The organism is Phenylobacterium sp. (assembly GCF_030693625.1).
In the GTDB taxonomy this organism is placed as follows: Bacteria; Pseudomonadota; Alphaproteobacteria; order Caulobacterales; family Caulobacteraceae; genus Phenylobacterium; species Phenylobacterium ferrooxidans.
This window is the reverse complement of sequence record NZ_JAUYAF010000040.1, coordinates 17,862-33,691: the sequence shown is the minus strand read 5'-3', so window position 1 is coordinate 33,691 and position 15,830 is coordinate 17,862. Positions and strand designations below refer to the sequence as shown.

Sequence of the window (15,830 nt, the reverse complement as noted above, 5' to 3'; positions counted from 1 at the left end):
CCACGGTCGCCAGTTGCTGCCGCAGCTGGACGGCCACGACGGCTTCTACTATGCCAAGCTGATAAAGACCGCTGTGACCAGCCACAGCTAACGGAGCGATCAGTGAAAATCATCATTCTCGGCGCCGGCCAGGTGGGCGGGTTCGGCGTCGGTTTGCGCCTCAGAGGCCTGCGCCGTGGCCGTATCGGCGGCGGCCTGGGCCACGACGCCGGCGGTGTTCGCGGCCTTGGCGTCGGCGGCCTTCGCGGGCTGCAGGGCCTGGGCGAGGGCGGCGTCGGAAACCACGGGACCGAAGGCGGGGGCGGCGGAACCGCCCGCCGGGGTTTCGCCCTCGGCTTGGCCCTCGGCGGTCGTGGGGACGATGGGAGGCGGCGCGGCGATGGGCTGGGCCAGCAGGGCGGCCAGGATCAGGGCGTCGGTGGAGGGGGTGGCGGTGTCGGCGACCTCGCCCTCGGCCTTGCCGTCCGCCGTGGCCTTGTCGCCCTTGGCCGGGCCGGTGGCCTGAACCACGGGCTTGCCGTCCGCGCCCAGCATCGGCTCGGCCGCGCCCGGGCCGCCGAAGAAGGCGGCCATCAGAGCTTCGAAGCCCGCCGCCGGTCCTCCGCCCGCGGCGGCGCCGAACAGACCAGCCGCTCCGCCGGCGGCGCCGGTCGGGGTGAGGGTCGAGGCGTTGAGCAGAGGCGCGGTCATGAGGTGGGTGGGTCCAGCGGACGAAGTGGTCGCCACCCTGCTCAGCAACCTCCGCGCCAACTTGGCCAATGGCTATTAATCGTCTGTTTTAAAACACTTTTAGTCGCGCGCCCGCATGCTCGCGCCAGCCTGTCGCGGCGCTTTTTGCCGAGCCTGGCCACCTTGATAGGTCGTCCCTGCCGCCCGGTCGGTCTCACCGGTCACTTCGACGAACTGGCGCCGCTCTTGCGCCACGGATCGCAAGCTCATCGGGGCCCTAAAGGGACCACATTGAAAATGTTGAAGAAATTTCAGCCTTACGCGCGGGCGTTCCCCAGACTACCGGCAGATTTGGCCGGGTCGGGCGTCAGGCTTTGCCGGGCGGAGGGCTAAGAGATGTCCCTGACCGTTTCCCTCAGGACCGCGGCTTCCGGCCTGCAGGCGGCGCAGGCCGGCCTGCGGACCACCTCCGACAACATCGCCAACGTCAACACGCCTGGCTATGTCCGCAAGACCATTGACCAGAAGCCGCTGGTCGTCGGCGGCATGGGGATGGGGGTCGAGGTTTCCGGCGTCAAGCGGATCACCGACCAGTATCTGCAGATGGCGACCCTGACGGCGACCTCGGACTCCAAGCACTGGGGCACGGTGTCGGAATATCTCGACAACGCCCAGAGCCTGTTCGGCGACCCGTCCAGCAACAACTTCTTCTTCTCGCGCATGGACAGCATCTATTCCGCCTTCTCGGCGGCCTCCGATGACCCGTCCTCCAGCCTGCTGCGCAGCCAGGCGATCTCCAATGTCAGCGACTTCCTCAACGAAGGCGCTCGCATCAACACCCACATCAATGACCTGGGAAACACCGTCGACGCCCAGGCCAAGGCCGACATCGACCGCGCCAACGACCTGCTGGAACAGATCAACCGGCTGAACTCCGACGTCAGCCGCGCGAACCTGGCCAACGCCGACGCCTCCGGCTCGGAGAACATCCAGAGCCAGCTCATCGACGAACTGGCGGCCATCATGAACGTGCAGGTTCAGCAAAGGAGCCAGGGCGGGGTCACCATCCGCTCGGCCGAGGGCTATCTGCTGGCCGGCGATAACGCCGCCAAGCTCAGCTACAACCGCACCGACTCGACGATGTCCTATATCGCCATCGAACCCATCGGCGGCATCGGCCAGGCCCAGCCCATCACCATCACCGGCGGCGACCTGCGGGGCCTGATGGACCTGCGCGACCAGGTCCTGCCGGGTCTGTCGGATCAACTCGGCGAGTTTGTCAGCCGCGTGACCGAGCAGTTGAACGCGGCGCATAACGCCAACGCCGCCATGCCGCCGCCCGCCAGCATGACGGGCCGCGACGTCGGCACGGACCTGGACACCGCCGCCGCGGGCTTCACCGGAACCTCCACCATCGCCATCGTCGATCGGGCCAATGGCGTGGTCCAATCCTCGGTGGTCATCGACTTCGACAACCAGACCATGACGCCTGGCGGCGCCTTCAGCGGCGACTTCCTGGCCGACCTGAACAACGCGCTGGGCGGGATGGCCACGGCCAGCTTCTCGGACGGCCAGCTCAGCCTGGCGGCCGGGGCCGGCTATGGCGTGGCCATGGATGAGGGAACCTCGATGAAGGCCGGTCGGGCCTTCTCCCACTTCTTCGGCCTCAACGACATTGTCCGGTCGAACGGGGTGACCAACTACGAGACCGGCCTGAAGCTGACCGACGGTCACGGATTCACGCCCGGCGATGTGATCCAGCTCAACCTGGCCCAGGCCGACGGCCGCCCGCTGCGCAACATCTCCATCACCATGCCGCCCGCCGGGACGATGCAGGACCTGCTGGACACCCTGAACGCCAGTTCGACCGGGGTGGGCCTCTATGGGACCTTCTCCCTCGACTCCAGCGGCAAGATGACCTTCGCGGGCAACGGGGGCGGCGATGTCCGGCTCGCCGTGGCCAAGGACGACACCAAGCGCGGAACCGACGGCGCCTCCCTCAGCCAGCTCTTCGGCCTGGGGGGCAACGAGCGGTCGAGCCGGGCGGGGCGGTTCAGCGTCGACCAGGCCCTGGTCTCCAACCCGATGAAGCTGGCCCTGGGCAAGCTTGACCTGTCGGTGACCCCGCCGGCCGCCTCCCTGCGGCCCGGGGACGGAAGGGGCGCCCTGGCCCTGGCGGGCTCGGGCGACATCGCCACCGCGTTCAGCGCGGCCGGAGAGCTTGGGGCGGTGACCATGACCGTCTCGCGCTACGCCGCGGAGTTCGGCGGCTCCATCGGCCGCCGCGCCCAGGCCGCCGACACCCGCAAACAGTCCGCTGACTCCGTGGCCACCGAGGCCACGGCCCGACGGCAGTCGGTGGAGGGCGTGAACCTCGACGAAGAGCTTGTGCGTCTCACCACCTACCAACAGGCGTTTAACGCTTCGGCCCGCATGGTGCAGGCCGCCAAGGAGCTGTTCGACGTCCTTACCAATATGATCTGACCGAAGGCCAACCGCGATGACCCGCGTTTCCACGAACGGCAACTACAGCGCCGTACTCGCCAATATCCAGGCCGCTCAGCAGCGGCAGATGGAGGCTGGCGCCCGCGTCGCCACCCAGAAGCAGGGGACCGACCTCAAGGGCTATGCGCGCAACGCCGAGATGCTGACCGCGATGAAGTCCATCGACGCCCGGATCGGCGGCTATCTCGAACAGAGCAAGCTGATCACCGACAAACTGACCACCCAGGACTTCGCCCTCAACCAGATCACCTCGGCGGCGCAGGGGACGCGGGAGACCATCGCCCAGGCCCTGGCCAGCGGGCGGGCCGACACCCTGATGCAGGACCTGCAGGGCTTCTTCCGCAATTCGGTGGACGGCCTGAACGCCCGCTACGGCGGCAAATACGTCTTCGCGGGCGGCCAGATCGACACCCTGCCGGTTTCGGCCACCTCGCTGAGCGACCTCACCGATCCGGCCAAGGTCATCTCGGACTTCTTCCACAACGACGACTTCGTCACCCAGGCCAAGGTGGACGACTCCACCACGGTGAACACCGGCCTGCTGGCCAACAACCTTGGAACCGATCTGCTGACCGCCTTCAAGGATGTGCAGGCGTTCCAGGAGGGCCCCGACGGCCCGTTCCAGGGCAACCTCACCGACAATCAACGCATCTATCTTGAAGGCGTGCTGGCCAACTGGGACTCCGTGAACAAGGAGATGATCAACAACACCGCCCGAAACGGCATGGTGCAGACCCGGGTGGACTCGGTGAAGATCGACCTGGTGACCCGCCAGAACAGCCTGGCCGGCATGATGGGCGACATCACCGACGCCGATCCGGCCGAGGCGGCGACGGCGCTGCAGCAGGCCGGCGTGGCGGTGCAGGCCGCAGCCCAGGTCTTCCTGTCGCTGCAGAACTCGTCCCTGCTGAACGTGCTCAAATAGGCGCTATAGCCTGAACTCGGCGCCGATGCGGCCGACCAGGCGTTCGCCCATCCAGACCTCGACCGCGAACTGGTCGGCGCGGAGGTCCACCGCCTCCTTCAGGGCCGAGACGTCATCGGGGAACTGCGCCTCGCGGGTGGCCGCGACGTGTTCTTCAGGGCTCAGGACATAAAGCCGGTACTGGTTCATCTGCGTCCCCAATCGGTGAGGTCGGGCACAAGCCATAGGCCCAGTGTCCGTGGGTCTCCGCGATCGACGGTTACTTCACGGGGATCGCCTGAGTTTACACCACTCACCTCGGAGGCGAGATCACTGTTTCGCGATAGTTGGCCGCAGCCGCTGAAATCTGCGCTTGGGACGCGATCTCGCAAAACCCCGCCCGACCCGCTACATAGGCCCTATGAACGCGCCCGTTCTCTTTGCCGATCACGCCGTAGAGGCCGCCCGCGCCGCGGTGGGCCTGCCGGTGGGCGCCCGCGTGGTGGCGGCCATGTCCGGGGGCGTCGACTCCACCGTGACCGCGGCCCTGCTGGCCCGCGCCGGCTACCAGGTCATCGGCGTCACCCTGCAGCTCTATGACCACGGCGCCGCGATCCAGAAGAAGGGCGCCTGCTGCGCGGGCCAGGACATCCACGACGCCCGCACGGCCGCCGAGGCCATCGGCATCCCCCACTACGTCCTCGACTATGAGAGCCGCTTCAAGGAACAGGTGATCGAGGAGTTCGCCGACGCCTATCTGCGGGGCGAGACGCCGGTTCCCTGCATCCGCTGCAATCAGACCGTGAAGTTCCGCGACCTGCTGGACGTGGCGCGCGACCTGGGCGCCGAGGCCATGGCCACCGGCCACTATGTCCGCCGCGAGATGGGTCCGGCCGGGGCGCAGCTGCGCCGCGCCGCCGACCCGGCCCGCGACCAGAGCTATTTCCTGTTCGCCACCACGGCCGAGCAGCTGGACTATCTGCGCTTCCCGCTGGGGGACCTGCCCAAGAGCGAGGTGCGCCGCGCCGCCGCCGAGCTGGGCCTGGCCATCGCCGAGAAGCCCGACAGCCAGGACATCTGCTTTGTTCCCGAGGGCCGCTACACCACGGTGATCGACCGCCTGCGCCCGCATGGGGCCGAGCCGGGGGACATCGTGCACCTGGATGGCCGGGTGCTGGGCCGCCACGAGGGCGTCACCCGCTACACCGTCGGCCAGCGCCGGGGACTGAACGTGGCGGTGGGCGATCCGCTGTTCGTGGTGAAGATCGACGCCGACAGCCGCCGGGTGATCGTGGGGCCGCGCGAGGCCCTGCTGACGGTGGGCTGCAGCCTGAAAGAGACCAACTGGCTGGGCGACCAGGCCAGCGTCGAGGCCGCCTGCGAGGCGGAGCTTCCGGTCCTGGCCCGCGTGCGCTCCACCGCCGAGCCGCTGCCGGCCAGGCTCGCCCTGTGCGATGGCGCCGCCGCGGTGATCTTCGATGCGCCGGAGCACGGCGTCTCGCCCGGCCAGGCCTGCGTCCTCTACGACCCGGCGGCGCCTGGGCGGGTGCTGGGTGGCGGATTTATTGAGAAGACCTTCGGGGTCTAGCCGCCGCGCCGTTTGCCCGACTTGGTCCCGGTGGTCAGCTTGATGCGGGTCTCCCGCACCGCCACCGCCGGCAGGCTGTCGGTCTCCCGGTCCAGATAGGCGGCCACGGCGTCGGGACGCCGCGCGGCCATGGCCCTCAGCAGCCATGGACACCGCCTTGGTGATCAGGATCGGCTTCTCGCCCTTGAGCGCCTCGATCGTGCGGAAGGCCAGGTCGTGGAAGCCGTCGTCGTCGGAGCGGGCCGTGGGGCCGGTGAGCAGGACCAGGGCGGCGCGGCGGCGGTTGATGTCCGGGCTGAGCGTGAGCGCCTCGATCAGCGCTTTCCAGGCCGGCCAGTCGCGGCCCATCTCGGCGGCGCTGAAGACGTTCTGGCAGAGATTGTCCACCTCCGCCCAGCCGTTGAGCTTGCCCAGCCAGCGGTCGAGGTCGGCGGGATGGGTCGCCGCGCGGGCCGGGGCGCTGTAGCCCAGCAGGATGGCGGCCAGGGTCTTCTCCTCGTGGGAGGCCCCGTCGAACAGGCTCTCCACCAGGGCCAGGGTCGCCTGCGGCCCCTGCGCCTTGTTCCGGGCCAGCCAGGCCTTGGCCATCGCCCGGCGGTGGGGAACCGAGATGTTGAAGAACGGCCGGCCGCTGCCGCCATAGGAATCGTTCTGGGCCGGGGCGCCGGTGACCGGCCGCGCCAGGCGCCGCAGGTCCTCCAGCATGAGGGCGTGATCGGGATGCATGGCGACAGTCTAGCTTGGCTTCCGGCCCCGGCGCCTTGAACTTCTTGGCCGCCCCGCGCACATCAGGGACCCCTGAGAGGAACTCCAGCCATGTCCGCCTCTGATCCCGTCGTCATCGCGTCCTACGCCCGCACGCCGATGGGCGGCTTCCAGGGGGATCTGTCGCCCGTGAAGGCCACGGCGCTGGGGGCGGCGGCGGTGCGCGCGGCGGTGGAGCGGGCAGGGCTCGACCCCGCCGCCGTTGAGCAGATCGTCATGGGCTGCGTCCTGCCCGCCGGACTTGGCCAGGCGCCCGCGCGACAGGCCGCGCTTGGCGCAGGTCTGCCGTTGTCGGTGGAGGCCACGACGGTCAACAAGATGTGCGGCTCGGGCATGCAGGCCGCGATCCTGGCCCACGACGCGCTGGCCGCAGGCTCGGCGCAGATCGTCATCGCCGGCGGCATGGAGAGCATGTCCAACGCGCCCTACCTGATGACCAAGCACCGGGGCGGCGCCCGCATCGGCCACGACGTGATCTCCGACAGCATGTACCTGGACGGTCTGGAGGACGCCTATGAGCCCGGCCGGCTGATGGGCTCCTTCGCCGAGGAGAGCGCCAAGACCTACCAGTTCACCCGCCAGGCCATGGACGACTACGCCATAGAGAGCCTGGCCCGCGCCAAGCGCGCCACCGAGACCGGCGCCTTCGCCCGCGAGATCGTCCCGGTGGAGGTGGTCAGCCGCAAGGGCGCCGTGCTGATCGAGGCCGACGAGCAGCCGATGAAGGCCGATCCCGCCAAGATCCCGACCCTGAAGCCCGCCTTCGCCAAGGACGGCGCCATCACCGCGGCGAACGCCAGCTCCATCAGCGACGGCGCCGCGGCCCTGGTGATGACCCGGGAGTCCGTCGCCCGGCGCCTTGGCCTGAAGATCGTCGCCCGCGTCGCCGCCCACGCCGCCCACGCCCATGAGCCCGGCCTGTTCACCACCGCCCCCGTGCCCGCCATGCGCAAGGTGCTGCAGAAGGCCGGCTGGTCGGTGGCCGATGTCGACCTCTGGGAGGTCAACGAGGCCTTCGCCGTGGTGGCCATGATCGCCGAGCAGGAGCTGGGCCTGGATCGCGACAGGTTGAACGTCAACGGCGGCGCCTGCGCGCTCGGCCACCCCATCGGGGCCAGCGGCGCGCGCATCCTGGCCACCCTGCTCTCGGCCCTGGAGGCCCGCGGCGGCAAGCGCGGCGTCGCCAGCCTCTGCATCGGCGGCGGTGAGGCCACCGCCATGGCGGTGGAGCTCATTTGAAACTCCGCTCATCCCGGCGAAGGCCGGGACCCAGGTCCTAGGTCACGACCTGAGCCATCTGTCCTGAATGTAGCGGATGTATCTGGGCCCCGGCCTTCGCCGGGGTGAGCGGATAGGGGTTAGCCCTTCCCCGGAACCGGCAGCTCCAGGATGTTGATCTTCATGCCGCCGGGCAGGGACATGTCGCCGGGCCTGTAGCCTTCGGGGCAGGCGCCCTGCCAGGCGGCCTCGACGGTGACCTTGTGCAGGCCGTTCATCTGCGGGGCGGCGGCGCCCTCCGTGGAGCTCTCGGCCTGGATGACGTACCTGGAATTGAAGTCGCCCGTGGCCGTGCCGCTGGTGGTGGTCTTGCCGCCCGAGCCCATGTCGCAGATCGAGCTGAACTGATAGCCGCCGGCCACGCGGGCCGAGAAGACGTTCTTCTCGCACATGTCCCGGGTCGCCTGGGAGCCCCAGAAGCTGATCTTCTCGTCGGTGGCGGCGTCCAGACAGATGCGGCTGACCTGCACGAAATCGCCGGTGGAGACCCGCTGTTCCCACAGGCCGGGCTTGCGCTTGGGCGGGGTCTGCGACGGCGTGAAGGCCGGGGCGGCGGCCTCCGCCTCAGTCTTTTCGGCCGGCTTGCTGCAGGCGCTGACGCCCAGGATGGCCATGCCGGCCAGCATCACACCCAAACGCATTGCTCTCTCCCGCTCACGCAATCGCGAAGTTAAGCGGGATCGATCTCGCGGGCGAGGGGGTTATGATCAGACCATGACCGATCTGCGCGACACCGGCGACCGCTACGAGATGGACGAACAGGGCCAGACCTCCTGGGCCGACTATCGTCTGAGCGGAGAGCGCCTCTATCTCGACCATGTGGAAAGCCCGGCCGCCCTGCGCGGCACCGGCGCGGCCGGCCGGCTGATGGCCGCGCTCAGCGCCGATGTGCGGGCCAAGGGGCTGAAGATCACCCCGATCTGCGGCTACGCGGCGGCCTGGCTGCGGCGCAGCAAGGAATTCGGCGACCTGGTGGCTTAGCGGCCCTGGCTCTGCTGGCTCAGGCCCTGGCCGAAGGCCACGGGCTGGGAGGCGGCGACCATGGTCCCGGCCATGGCCACGACGGTCATGACGGCGGCGGCGAAGGCCCCGATCAGCACGCGGTTGATGGTGTCGGTCATCTAGCAAATCCCTTGGCCGAGCCGCCGGGGAGGGCGACCACTTTGAACAACCGGGGAGCTAACGCCGCGCTTCAGAAATGGATGCAGCCGCGCCTGAAGCTTACAATCGGTGACGGTTCGCCAGAGCCTAGCTGCGCTGAACGATGGCCATCAGGGCCTGGACCTTGGTGTCGGTCTCGCTGGCGAAGCGCCGGGCCAGTTCGCGCACCCCGGTGGGATAGACGTCCCCGCCGGCCCCGATCTCCTCGGCCAGCCGCTCGACTTCGATCAGGGCCAGGCGCAGGGCGTCGACGTGATTGCGGGCCAGGCTCTTGGCCTCGCTCTGCAGACGCCGGATCTGCTCGGCCAGGGTCTCGGTGACGGGCGCGGGCGCCGCGGCCGTCTCCGGCGCGGGCGCCAGGGCCTGCAGGGCCACGACATTCACCTTGGGGGTCTCCGCGACGAGGCGGGGACGTGTACGCGCAACACGACTGACCATGGTTTCGCTCCAAACCGGGACGGTTGAAGCGCCAACCTGCAGGCGCCGGGCCAAAGCCTAGAGGCGGGCGTTGATGGCCTCGATGGTGCCGATCTTCGACTCGCAGTCCTCGGTGAGGCGCCGGGCGATATCGCGGATGCCGGCCGGATAGGCCTCGCCGCCCTCGGCGATCTCGGCGGCCAGGGCCTCCGCCTCGTGCAGGGCGGCCACCAGGGCGGCGATATGCTCGCGGGCCAGGCCCTTGGCCTCGGCCTGCAGGCGGCGCACGCGCATGGACAGGGCTTCGGAACGCGGGAGGGCGCCGACAACATTGTCGGACACGACGGAAAGCGACGGCGACATGGCTGCTATCCCCAGCAAGAGTTTCTGGAAGCGCCGTCCGTCGTCCGTTCCTGGACCGCCGGTGCGGCGCTCCCCCATGCCCAGGTCTACGCCCGAACCGCCGCCGTGGTTCCGCCCCCTGCGCCCGAGCCGGGGACCTGCGGTTTTTGGGTCACAGGGTCTTGGCGGGGCCGCTGCAACCGTTAGGTTCAAGCCCCAGCTTGGGAGGACGACCATGGGTGGAAAGACATTTGCGGCGACGGCCGCGACGGCCGCGACGGCGGTGGCGGCGATCCTGGGGCTCGGCGCCCCGGCCCAGGCCCAGCCGCAGTCAGGCCAGACGGTGATCGACATCCCCTACACCACCTGCGACGGCTCCCGCTGGACCGCCACCTGGGCCGGTGACAGCTTCTATCACCAGCCGGAGAAGGGCGCGGGTCACGCCGACCGCCGCATCGACTACCGCACCTGGGGCGGGGCCTGCTGGTCGGCCACCTGGGACGCCGCCGGCCGCCGCTTCCACCACACGCCGAAGTCCGGCGGCCCGGGCCACCACGACACCATCCTCAACTTCACCGACTGGGACGGCGTCGCCTGGACCACCACCCGGGTCGGCGACGGCTGGCGCGTCACGAGGCGGTAGAGGCGCGATCCGGATCATCTCGGTCCGGCGGTCGCGGGACGATGAGGTGAGCGCATATGACAGCCAAGACCATTAGCGCCGAGGCGTTCGACGCCAGGTTCGAGTCCGGCGAGGACATCGGCGACCATATTGACTGGTCGACCGCCCGCCGTCCGGGCCTGGAAAAGCGGCGCGTCAATGTCGACTTCACCGACCAGATGGTGCGGCGCCTGGATATCGAGGCCCAGAGGCGCGGCGTGACCCGCCAGTCCCTGATCAAGATCTGGATCGCCGACCGTCTCAACGGCGTGGCCTGAGCGATCGCCGTCCTTCTCCCCTTGTGGGAGAAGGTGGCCGGTCGGAGACCGGTCGGATGAGGGGTCACGCTCCCCTCTCCGATGATCGTGCGACGTCCTGACCGGAGAGGGCTTTCGACCCCTCATCCGACCCTGCTCCGCAGGGCCACCTTCTCCCGCAAGGGGAGAAGGAACGTTGGTTGCGCCTCCGCTAGAGCATTTTCCGATAAGTGTGAAACGGTTATCGGATCGAAAAATGCTCTAACTTTTTGAATTAGAGCCCTTTTTATCCGATCTGAATGACGCAATCAGATCGGAAAGGGCTCTAGCCCCGCGCCACCATCACGGCTCCGCTTCCCGAGGAGCCGCCCCATGCGCCTGGGCAATGAGAAGAACCTCGACCTGGCCCAGGCCGTGCGCCGCGCCGGCTGGAACGCGGTGACCTTCAACTATCGCGGCTCCTGGGGCAGCCCGGGGCCCTCGGCCACAACCTGATCGCCGGCGGCGAGGCCTGGCGGCTGGACACCCTCGGCCCCGGCCTGACCCCCTCCTGGTCCTCTCCAGCGACGACGCCCCGACACCGACCGCCTGATCGCCGCGGTCAAGGCGGCGGGCGGAACGAAGGCGCAGGGCTTCCACGTGGCGACGGACCACGGCTGGTCGGACAAGCGGCTGACGCTCCAGGCGCTGGTGATCAACTGGCTGGCGGGGTTGTAGGGGCGAGCCCAAGCTCCACGGCGATCTCCGCCAGCCGGCGGTCCCGCGTCCAGAGCTGCGCATCCGGGGTGAGGGCTGTCGAGGCCAGCAGGTGGGCGTCGATATAGCCGACGCCCCTGCCGTGCAGGGCCAGGCGCTCGACATAGGCCAGCACCTCGTCGTCGCGGGCCACCACGGCCTGAGCCAATTGCGTGAGGCTGCGCAGCACCACCTCCCGGGGCCGCAGGTCGCCCATGGCCAGTTCGCCGATCACCAGCGGATGGGTCAGCACCTGACCGGCGACCAGCTTCGCCGCGAGGCCATTGTCGCCGCCTCGCAAATGGTCGATCCAGATCGAGGTGTCGACCAGGATCACCGACGCCTCGGAATGTCCGTCAGATGGGGCTGGGTGCCCCCCAGCCGCGCCAGCCGCCGCGCGCTCTCCCGCTCGATCAGCGCCTTCAACGCCTCTCGCACCAAGGCCGATTTCTCCCGCACGCCGGTGAGGTCGCGGGCTTGGTCCAGCAAGTCGTCATCGAGGGCGAGGGTGGTGCGCATGCACGGAAGATAGCATCAATGCGTGGCGATTTCTACGCGCCTACTGTGCTGACCGCTTGATCTACCGCGAGTAGGCGGTCAGCACGCCACCTCGCCAACTGCCGCTGATTGTCTTGGTGTCCCATGCAGGCAGAGGCGATCAACAGCCGGGTTGTTCGGAGGAGAAAGTTCTAAAACAACAACTCCTCCGATTGCCGAATCGCGGGCAACCTGAGCGGCGAGTGTGCTTCGGTTAAAAATGGACGCATGCGCTGTGTATCTGGAAGGATTCGGGAATGAGTGATCATCCGAAAGTATTTATTTCTTATGCTTGGACTGATGAGGCGCATTCCAATCGAGTTCTCAGTCTAGCGTCTCGCTTAGTCGAAGATGGTGTGGATATAAAGATCGACAAATGGGACTTGAAGGTCGGAAATGATGCTCACGTTTTCATGGAAAGCATGGTTTCAGACAAGGAGATCAGAAAAGTTATAATAATATCGAACAGAATATATGCGGAGCGCGCAAACGACCGGGTTGGTGGGGCTGGAGTTGAAGCGCAAATCATAACACCGGAGATATACAAATCTTCAGTGCAGGATAAATTCGCTCTGATAGCATTTGAACTAGATGAAGATGGAAAACCGTTTGTTCCAACATTCTATGGGTCTCGCATATATATAAATCTGGCTGAAGGCGTGGGATACGAAGAGGAGTACGAACATCTTCTGCGTTGGGTATACGAAAAGCCACTTCACAAGCGTCCTAAGCGTGGAAATCCGCCAGACCATATATTGTCTGATGATAAGAGGATCGTTCGAACAAAGTCGACTTACTCTCGGGCGTTGGATGCAATCAAGCATGAGCGGGTGATTGCCGCTGGCACGCTTAGGGCTTTCCGGGACGCGCTAAGCGGCGAATTGACGGAGCGCCGGCTTGTCTCGGAAGGGCGAGATGACTTTGGTGAAGCAGTAATTTTAAGTATTGAAGAACTAAGGCCCTTGGTTGATGAAATTCAATCAATCGCAACAGAAATGTCTAGAGCCCCACAAAGCTCGGAATTGCAGAACGAATTCGCTCTAATATTAGAGCAAATGATGGTGCATTCCGAGAGGGCGCCCGACGTCGGCCCCTTTCATGAATGGGATCTCGACAACCTTAAGTTTATCGCCCATGAAGTATTTTTGACCTCTATCGCCATATTTATAAGAGAGGGTAGGTACGATATAGCTGAATACTTATTCAAATATAGATATGTAAATCCCAGGTCGAGATCCATGAAGAGTTTCACTTTGGACTTTTCGAGATTCCAATACTTCCTCAGATCTCTCAGACATAGGAATGATAGGAAGGATCTTCGTAAAATATCGCCAGAGGCAGATTTCATGAATATGAGGTACTCTTCGGCGTCGATATCTGTGGAGGAGCTTATTCAGGCAGATATTGTATGCTATATAAGGGATGCTGCTCTAGCGAGGACGATGGAGGGTCATTCCGTATCCTGGTATCCGTCTATGTTGTTGTATTCCAACAGGGACGAAAGGCCGCTCGACATCTTTGCCAGATGTGAGTCGGCGGCTTTCGCCGATCGTGTTGCCCGTTTGGTTGGGGCAAGCAACGTGCTTGATATGAAAGCGCTAGTTCAGGGTTTAGCCACGACGGGTTGGGGCCGCGAGATGGGATATTTCCCACCCTCGATAACAGTGCTCACCAATTTGGATCGCATCGCGATCTATCCATGATCGCTCGCGAAGACATTTCAGGCCCCCCTACCGCTTCCCCTTCCTAAACCGCTCCTGCGCCTCGGCCCGCGCCTCGGCGCGCACCTTCTTCACCGCCGTGCGGTCCACCTCTTCGCCCGGCGCGGTGAGCACGTCGTTGGCGAACTCCAGGTCCATCAGCTTCAGGCGCTTGATCTCGTCACGCAGTCTCGCGGCGGTCTCGAATTCCAGGTCGGCGGCGGCCTGGCGCATGCGGCTTTCGAGGTCGCGCAGGGTGGTCTTGAAGTTGTCGCCCATGAAGGGCTTGGAGTCCTCCGCCACGCCCACCGGCACGGTGACGCGGTCCTTCTCGTAGGGGGAGGCCAGGATGTCCTTGATGGAGGACTTGATGCTCTCGGGGGTGATGCCGTGCTCGAGGTTGTAGGCGGCCTGTTTCTCCCGGCGGCGAGAGGTCTCGGCCATGGCGCGTTCCATGGAGCCGGTGACCCGGTCGGCATAGAGGATGCACTTGCCGTCCACGTTGCGCGCCGCCCGGCCGATGGTCTGGATCAGGCTGGTCTCGGAGCGCAGGAAGCCCTCCTTGTCGGCGTCGAGGATGGCGACCAGGCCGCACTCGGGAATGTCCAGGCCCTCGCGCAGCAGGTTGATGCCGATCAGGGCGTCGAAGGCGCCCAGGCGCAGGTCGCGGATGATCTCGATCCGCTCCATGGTGTCGATGTCGGAGTGCATGTAGCGGACCCGCAGGCCCTGCTCGTGCATGTACTCGCTGAGGTCTTCGGCCATCTTCTTGGTGAGCACGGTGATCAGGGAGCGGTAGCCCTTGGCCGTGGTGTCGCGCACCTCGGCGATCACGTCGTCCACCTGGCTGTGGTTGTCCTTGGAGACCGGACGGATCTCCACCGGCGGGTCGATCAGGCCGGTGGGGCGGATCACCTGCTCGGCGAAGACCCCGCCCGACTGCTCCAGCTCCCAGGCCGCCGGGGTGGCCGACACGCAGATGGTGTCGGGCCGCATGGCGTTCCACTCCTCGAACTTGAGGGGGCGGTTGTCCAGGCAGGAGGGCAGGCGGAAGCCGTATTCGGCCAAGGTGAACTTGCGGCGGTAGTCGCCCCGGTACATGCCGCCGATCTGCGGCACCGCCTGGTGGCTCTCATCCACGAACAGCAGGGCGTTGTCGGGGATGTATTCGAAGAAGGTTGGGGGCGGCTCGCCCGGCCGGCGGCCCGACAGGTAGCGGCTGTAGTTCTCGATGCCGGCGCAGGAGCCGGTGGCGGCGATCATCTCCAGGTCGAAGGTGGTGCGCTGCTCCAGCCGCTGGGCCTCCAGCAGCTTGCCGTTGGCGATCATCCAGTCGAGGCGCTCCTTCAGCTCGGCCTTGATGGAGATCATCGCCTGGTGGAGCGTCGGGCGCGGGGTGACGTGGTGGCTGTTGGCGTAGAGCTTGATGCTGGGCAGGTCGGCGGTCTTGCGGCCGGTCAGCGGGTCGAACTCGACGATGGCCTCGATCTCGTCGCCGAACAGGCTGACGCGCCAGGCGCGGTCCTCGTAGTGGGCGGGGAAGATCTCGATGGTGTCGCCGCGCCGGCGGAAGGCGCCGCGCTCGAAGCTGGCGTCATTGCGCTTGAACTGCAGGGCCACCAGGTCGGCGATCAGCTTCTTCTCGTCCACCCGCTGCCCGACCTCCAGCTGGATGGTCATGGTGGAATAGGTCTCCACCGAGCCGATGCCGTAGATGCAGGAGACGCTGGCCACCACGATGACGTCGTCGCGCTCCAGGATCGCCCGTGTGGCCGAGTGGCGCATCCGGTCGATCTGCTCGTTAATCGAGCTATCCTTCTCGATATAGGTGTCGGTCCGCGGCACGTAGGCCTCGGGCTGGTAGTAGTCGTAATAGGAGACGAAGAACTCCACCGCATTGTCGGGGAAGAAGCTCTTCATCTCGGAATAGAGCTGCGCGGCCAGGGTCTTGTTGGGCGCCAGGATCAGGGCCGGGCGCTGGGTCTGCTCGATGACCTTGGCCATGGTGAAGGTCTTGCCCGAGCCGGTGACGCCGAGCAGCACCTGGTCGCGCTCGCGGCCCTCGAGGCCCGCCACCAGGTCGGCGATGGCGGTGGGCTGGTCGCCGGCCGGCTCGTACTCGGAGACGAGCTTGAACCGGCGGCCGCCCTCGGACTTCTGCGGCCGGTCGGGACGGTGCGGGACCCAGACGACGGGGCCGGTGGACTCGTCATAGTCGAACACCGCCGACATGTCGGCGACGCCGGGCGCTTCGGCCGGGGCGGACTTCGTGGGACGGGGCATGAGGTCGAATTTAGGGTGCATGACCCCG

19 protein-coding genes and 1 pseudogene are annotated in these 15,830 nt (G+C 66.5%); 9 read left to right on the top strand and 11 right to left on the bottom strand.

Features of this window, described 5'->3' with window-relative positions:
- Positions 1-99: 99 nt before the first annotated feature.
- Positions 100-690, bottom strand: a complete 591-nt coding sequence (locus Q8N10_RS08900; RefSeq protein ID WP_305663899.1) for a hypothetical protein — start codon at positions 688-690, stop codon at positions 100-102.
- Between the two features lie 375 nt (positions 691-1,065).
- Between Q8N10_RS08900 and flgK the strand changes: the two genes are divergently transcribed.
- Positions 1,066-3,153, top strand: a complete 2,088-nt coding sequence (gene flgK, locus Q8N10_RS08895; RefSeq protein ID WP_304778571.1) for a flagellar hook-associated protein FlgK — start codon at positions 1,066-1,068, stop codon at positions 3,151-3,153.
- 16 nt (positions 3,154-3,169) lie between these two features.
- Positions 3,170-4,099 (top strand): flagellin, encoded by a 930-nt coding sequence (locus Q8N10_RS08890; protein ID WP_304778568.1) that lies wholly within the window; start codon positions 3,170-3,172, stop codon positions 4,097-4,099.
- A gap of 3 nt (positions 4,100-4,102) precedes the next feature.
- Here the strand turns inward: Q8N10_RS08890 and Q8N10_RS08885 are convergent, their stop codons facing one another.
- Positions 4,103-4,288, bottom strand: a complete 186-nt coding sequence (locus Q8N10_RS08885; RefSeq protein ID WP_304778565.1) for a hypothetical protein — start codon at positions 4,286-4,288, stop codon at positions 4,103-4,105.
- A gap of 211 nt (positions 4,289-4,499) precedes the next feature.
- Here Q8N10_RS08885 and mnmA point away from each other — a divergent pair, with 211 nt between their 5' ends.
- A complete protein-coding gene (gene mnmA / locus Q8N10_RS08880) occupies positions 4,500-5,666 on the top strand; it encodes a tRNA 2-thiouridine(34) synthase MnmA (protein ID WP_304778562.1) in 1,167 nt (388 codons plus the stop codon).
- Here mnmA and Q8N10_RS08875 read toward each other — a convergent pair.
- Both Q8N10_RS08875 and Q8N10_RS21025 read right to left on the bottom strand, forming a co-directional pair.
- Positions 5,663-5,797 carry a hypothetical protein gene (locus tag Q8N10_RS08875; protein WP_304778559.1) on the bottom strand — a complete coding sequence of 45 codons (135 nt, stop codon included), beginning with the start codon at positions 5,795-5,797 and terminating at the stop codon, positions 5,663-5,665. The two genes, mnmA and Q8N10_RS08875, sit on opposite strands and share 4 nt — an antisense overlap.
- A gap of 76 nt (positions 5,798-5,873) precedes the next feature.
- Positions 5,874-6,371: pseudogene (locus tag Q8N10_RS21025) on the bottom strand (DNA alkylation repair protein); the annotation flags it as partial.
- Between the two features lie 111 nt (positions 6,372-6,482).
- On the opposite strand from Q8N10_RS21025, the gene Q8N10_RS08865 reads away from it, so the two are divergent.
- Positions 6,483-7,670: an acetyl-CoA C-acyltransferase gene (locus tag Q8N10_RS08865; RefSeq protein ID WP_304778555.1), complete on the top strand. Its 1,188-nt coding sequence runs from the start codon at positions 6,483-6,485 to the stop codon at positions 7,668-7,670.
- 119 nt (positions 7,671-7,789) lie between these two features.
- On the opposite strand, the gene Q8N10_RS08860 is transcribed toward Q8N10_RS08865, so the two are convergent.
- Positions 7,790-8,350, bottom strand: coding sequence for a DUF3617 family protein (locus tag Q8N10_RS08860; RefSeq protein WP_304778553.1), 561 nt, complete (start codon positions 8,348-8,350; stop codon positions 7,790-7,792).
- A gap of 73 nt (positions 8,351-8,423) precedes the next feature.
- Here Q8N10_RS08860 and Q8N10_RS08855 point away from each other — a divergent pair, with 73 nt between their 5' ends.
- Positions 8,424-8,690 carry a GNAT family N-acetyltransferase gene (locus Q8N10_RS08855; RefSeq protein ID WP_304778551.1) on the top strand — a complete coding sequence of 89 codons (267 nt, stop codon included), beginning with the start codon at positions 8,424-8,426 and terminating at the stop codon, positions 8,688-8,690.
- Here the strand turns inward: Q8N10_RS08855 and Q8N10_RS08850 are convergent.
- From Q8N10_RS08850 to Q8N10_RS08840, 3 genes are all read right to left on the bottom strand, one after another.
- The gene (locus tag Q8N10_RS08850) at positions 8,687-8,830 is read right to left on the bottom strand and encodes a hypothetical protein (protein ID WP_304778549.1); all 144 of its coding nucleotides are present in this window, start codon (positions 8,828-8,830) and stop codon (positions 8,687-8,689) included. The two genes, Q8N10_RS08855 and Q8N10_RS08850, sit on opposite strands and share 4 nt — an antisense overlap.
- Positions 8,831-8,957: 127 nt before the next feature.
- The gene (locus Q8N10_RS08845; RefSeq protein WP_304778546.1) at positions 8,958-9,308 is read right to left on the bottom strand and encodes a hypothetical protein; all 351 of its coding nucleotides are present in this window, start codon (positions 9,306-9,308) and stop codon (positions 8,958-8,960) included.
- 57 nt (positions 9,309-9,365) lie between these two features.
- Entirely contained in the window at positions 9,366-9,650 is a 285-nt protein-coding gene (locus tag Q8N10_RS08840) for a hypothetical protein (protein WP_304778543.1), read from the bottom strand.
- A 214-nt stretch (positions 9,651-9,864) separates the two neighbouring features.
- On the opposite strand from Q8N10_RS08840, the gene Q8N10_RS08835 reads away from it, so the two are divergent.
- The 3 genes from Q8N10_RS08835 to Q8N10_RS08825 all read left to right on the top strand — a co-directional run bounded on the left by Q8N10_RS08835 (position 9,865) and on the right by Q8N10_RS08825 (position 11,042).
- On the top strand, positions 9,865-10,272 hold the full coding sequence (locus Q8N10_RS08835; protein WP_304778540.1) for a hypothetical protein: 408 nt from the start codon (positions 9,865-9,867) through the stop codon (positions 10,270-10,272).
- A 56-nt stretch (positions 10,273-10,328) separates the two neighbouring features.
- Positions 10,329-10,568 carry a type II toxin-antitoxin system BrnA family antitoxin gene (brnA, locus tag Q8N10_RS08830; RefSeq protein WP_304778537.1) on the top strand — a complete coding sequence of 80 codons (240 nt, stop codon included), beginning with the start codon at positions 10,329-10,331 and terminating at the stop codon, positions 10,566-10,568.
- Positions 10,569-10,919: 351 nt separating this feature from the next.
- Positions 10,920-11,042, top strand: coding sequence for a hypothetical protein (locus Q8N10_RS08825; RefSeq protein ID WP_304778534.1), 123 nt, complete (start codon positions 10,920-10,922; stop codon positions 11,040-11,042).
- Positions 11,043-11,241: 199 nt separating this feature from the next.
- On the opposite strand, the gene Q8N10_RS08820 is transcribed toward Q8N10_RS08825, so the two are convergent.
- Both Q8N10_RS08820 and Q8N10_RS08815 read right to left on the bottom strand, forming a co-directional pair.
- Positions 11,242-11,619 carry a type II toxin-antitoxin system VapC family toxin gene (locus tag Q8N10_RS08820; RefSeq protein ID WP_304778531.1) on the bottom strand — a complete coding sequence of 126 codons (378 nt, stop codon included), beginning with the start codon at positions 11,617-11,619 and terminating at the stop codon, positions 11,242-11,244.
- The gene (locus Q8N10_RS08815; RefSeq protein ID WP_304778528.1) at positions 11,616-11,801 is read right to left on the bottom strand and encodes a type II toxin-antitoxin system VapB family antitoxin; all 186 of its coding nucleotides are present in this window, start codon (positions 11,799-11,801) and stop codon (positions 11,616-11,618) included. The genes Q8N10_RS08820 and Q8N10_RS08815 overlap by 4 nt, the downstream gene beginning before the upstream one ends.
- Positions 11,802-12,076: 275 nt before the next feature.
- Between Q8N10_RS08815 and Q8N10_RS08810 the strand changes: the two genes are divergently transcribed.
- The gene (locus Q8N10_RS08810) at positions 12,077-13,522 is read left to right on the top strand and encodes an SEFIR domain-containing protein (RefSeq protein WP_304778525.1); all 1,446 of its coding nucleotides are present in this window, start codon (positions 12,077-12,079) and stop codon (positions 13,520-13,522) included.
- A 27-nt stretch (positions 13,523-13,549) separates the two neighbouring features.
- Here the strand turns inward: Q8N10_RS08810 and uvrB are convergent, their stop codons facing one another.
- Positions 13,550-15,802: an excinuclease ABC subunit UvrB gene (uvrB, locus tag Q8N10_RS08805; RefSeq protein ID WP_370690201.1), complete on the bottom strand. Its 2,253-nt coding sequence runs from the start codon at positions 15,800-15,802 to the stop codon at positions 13,550-13,552.
- Positions 15,803-15,830: the final 28 nt, after the last annotated feature.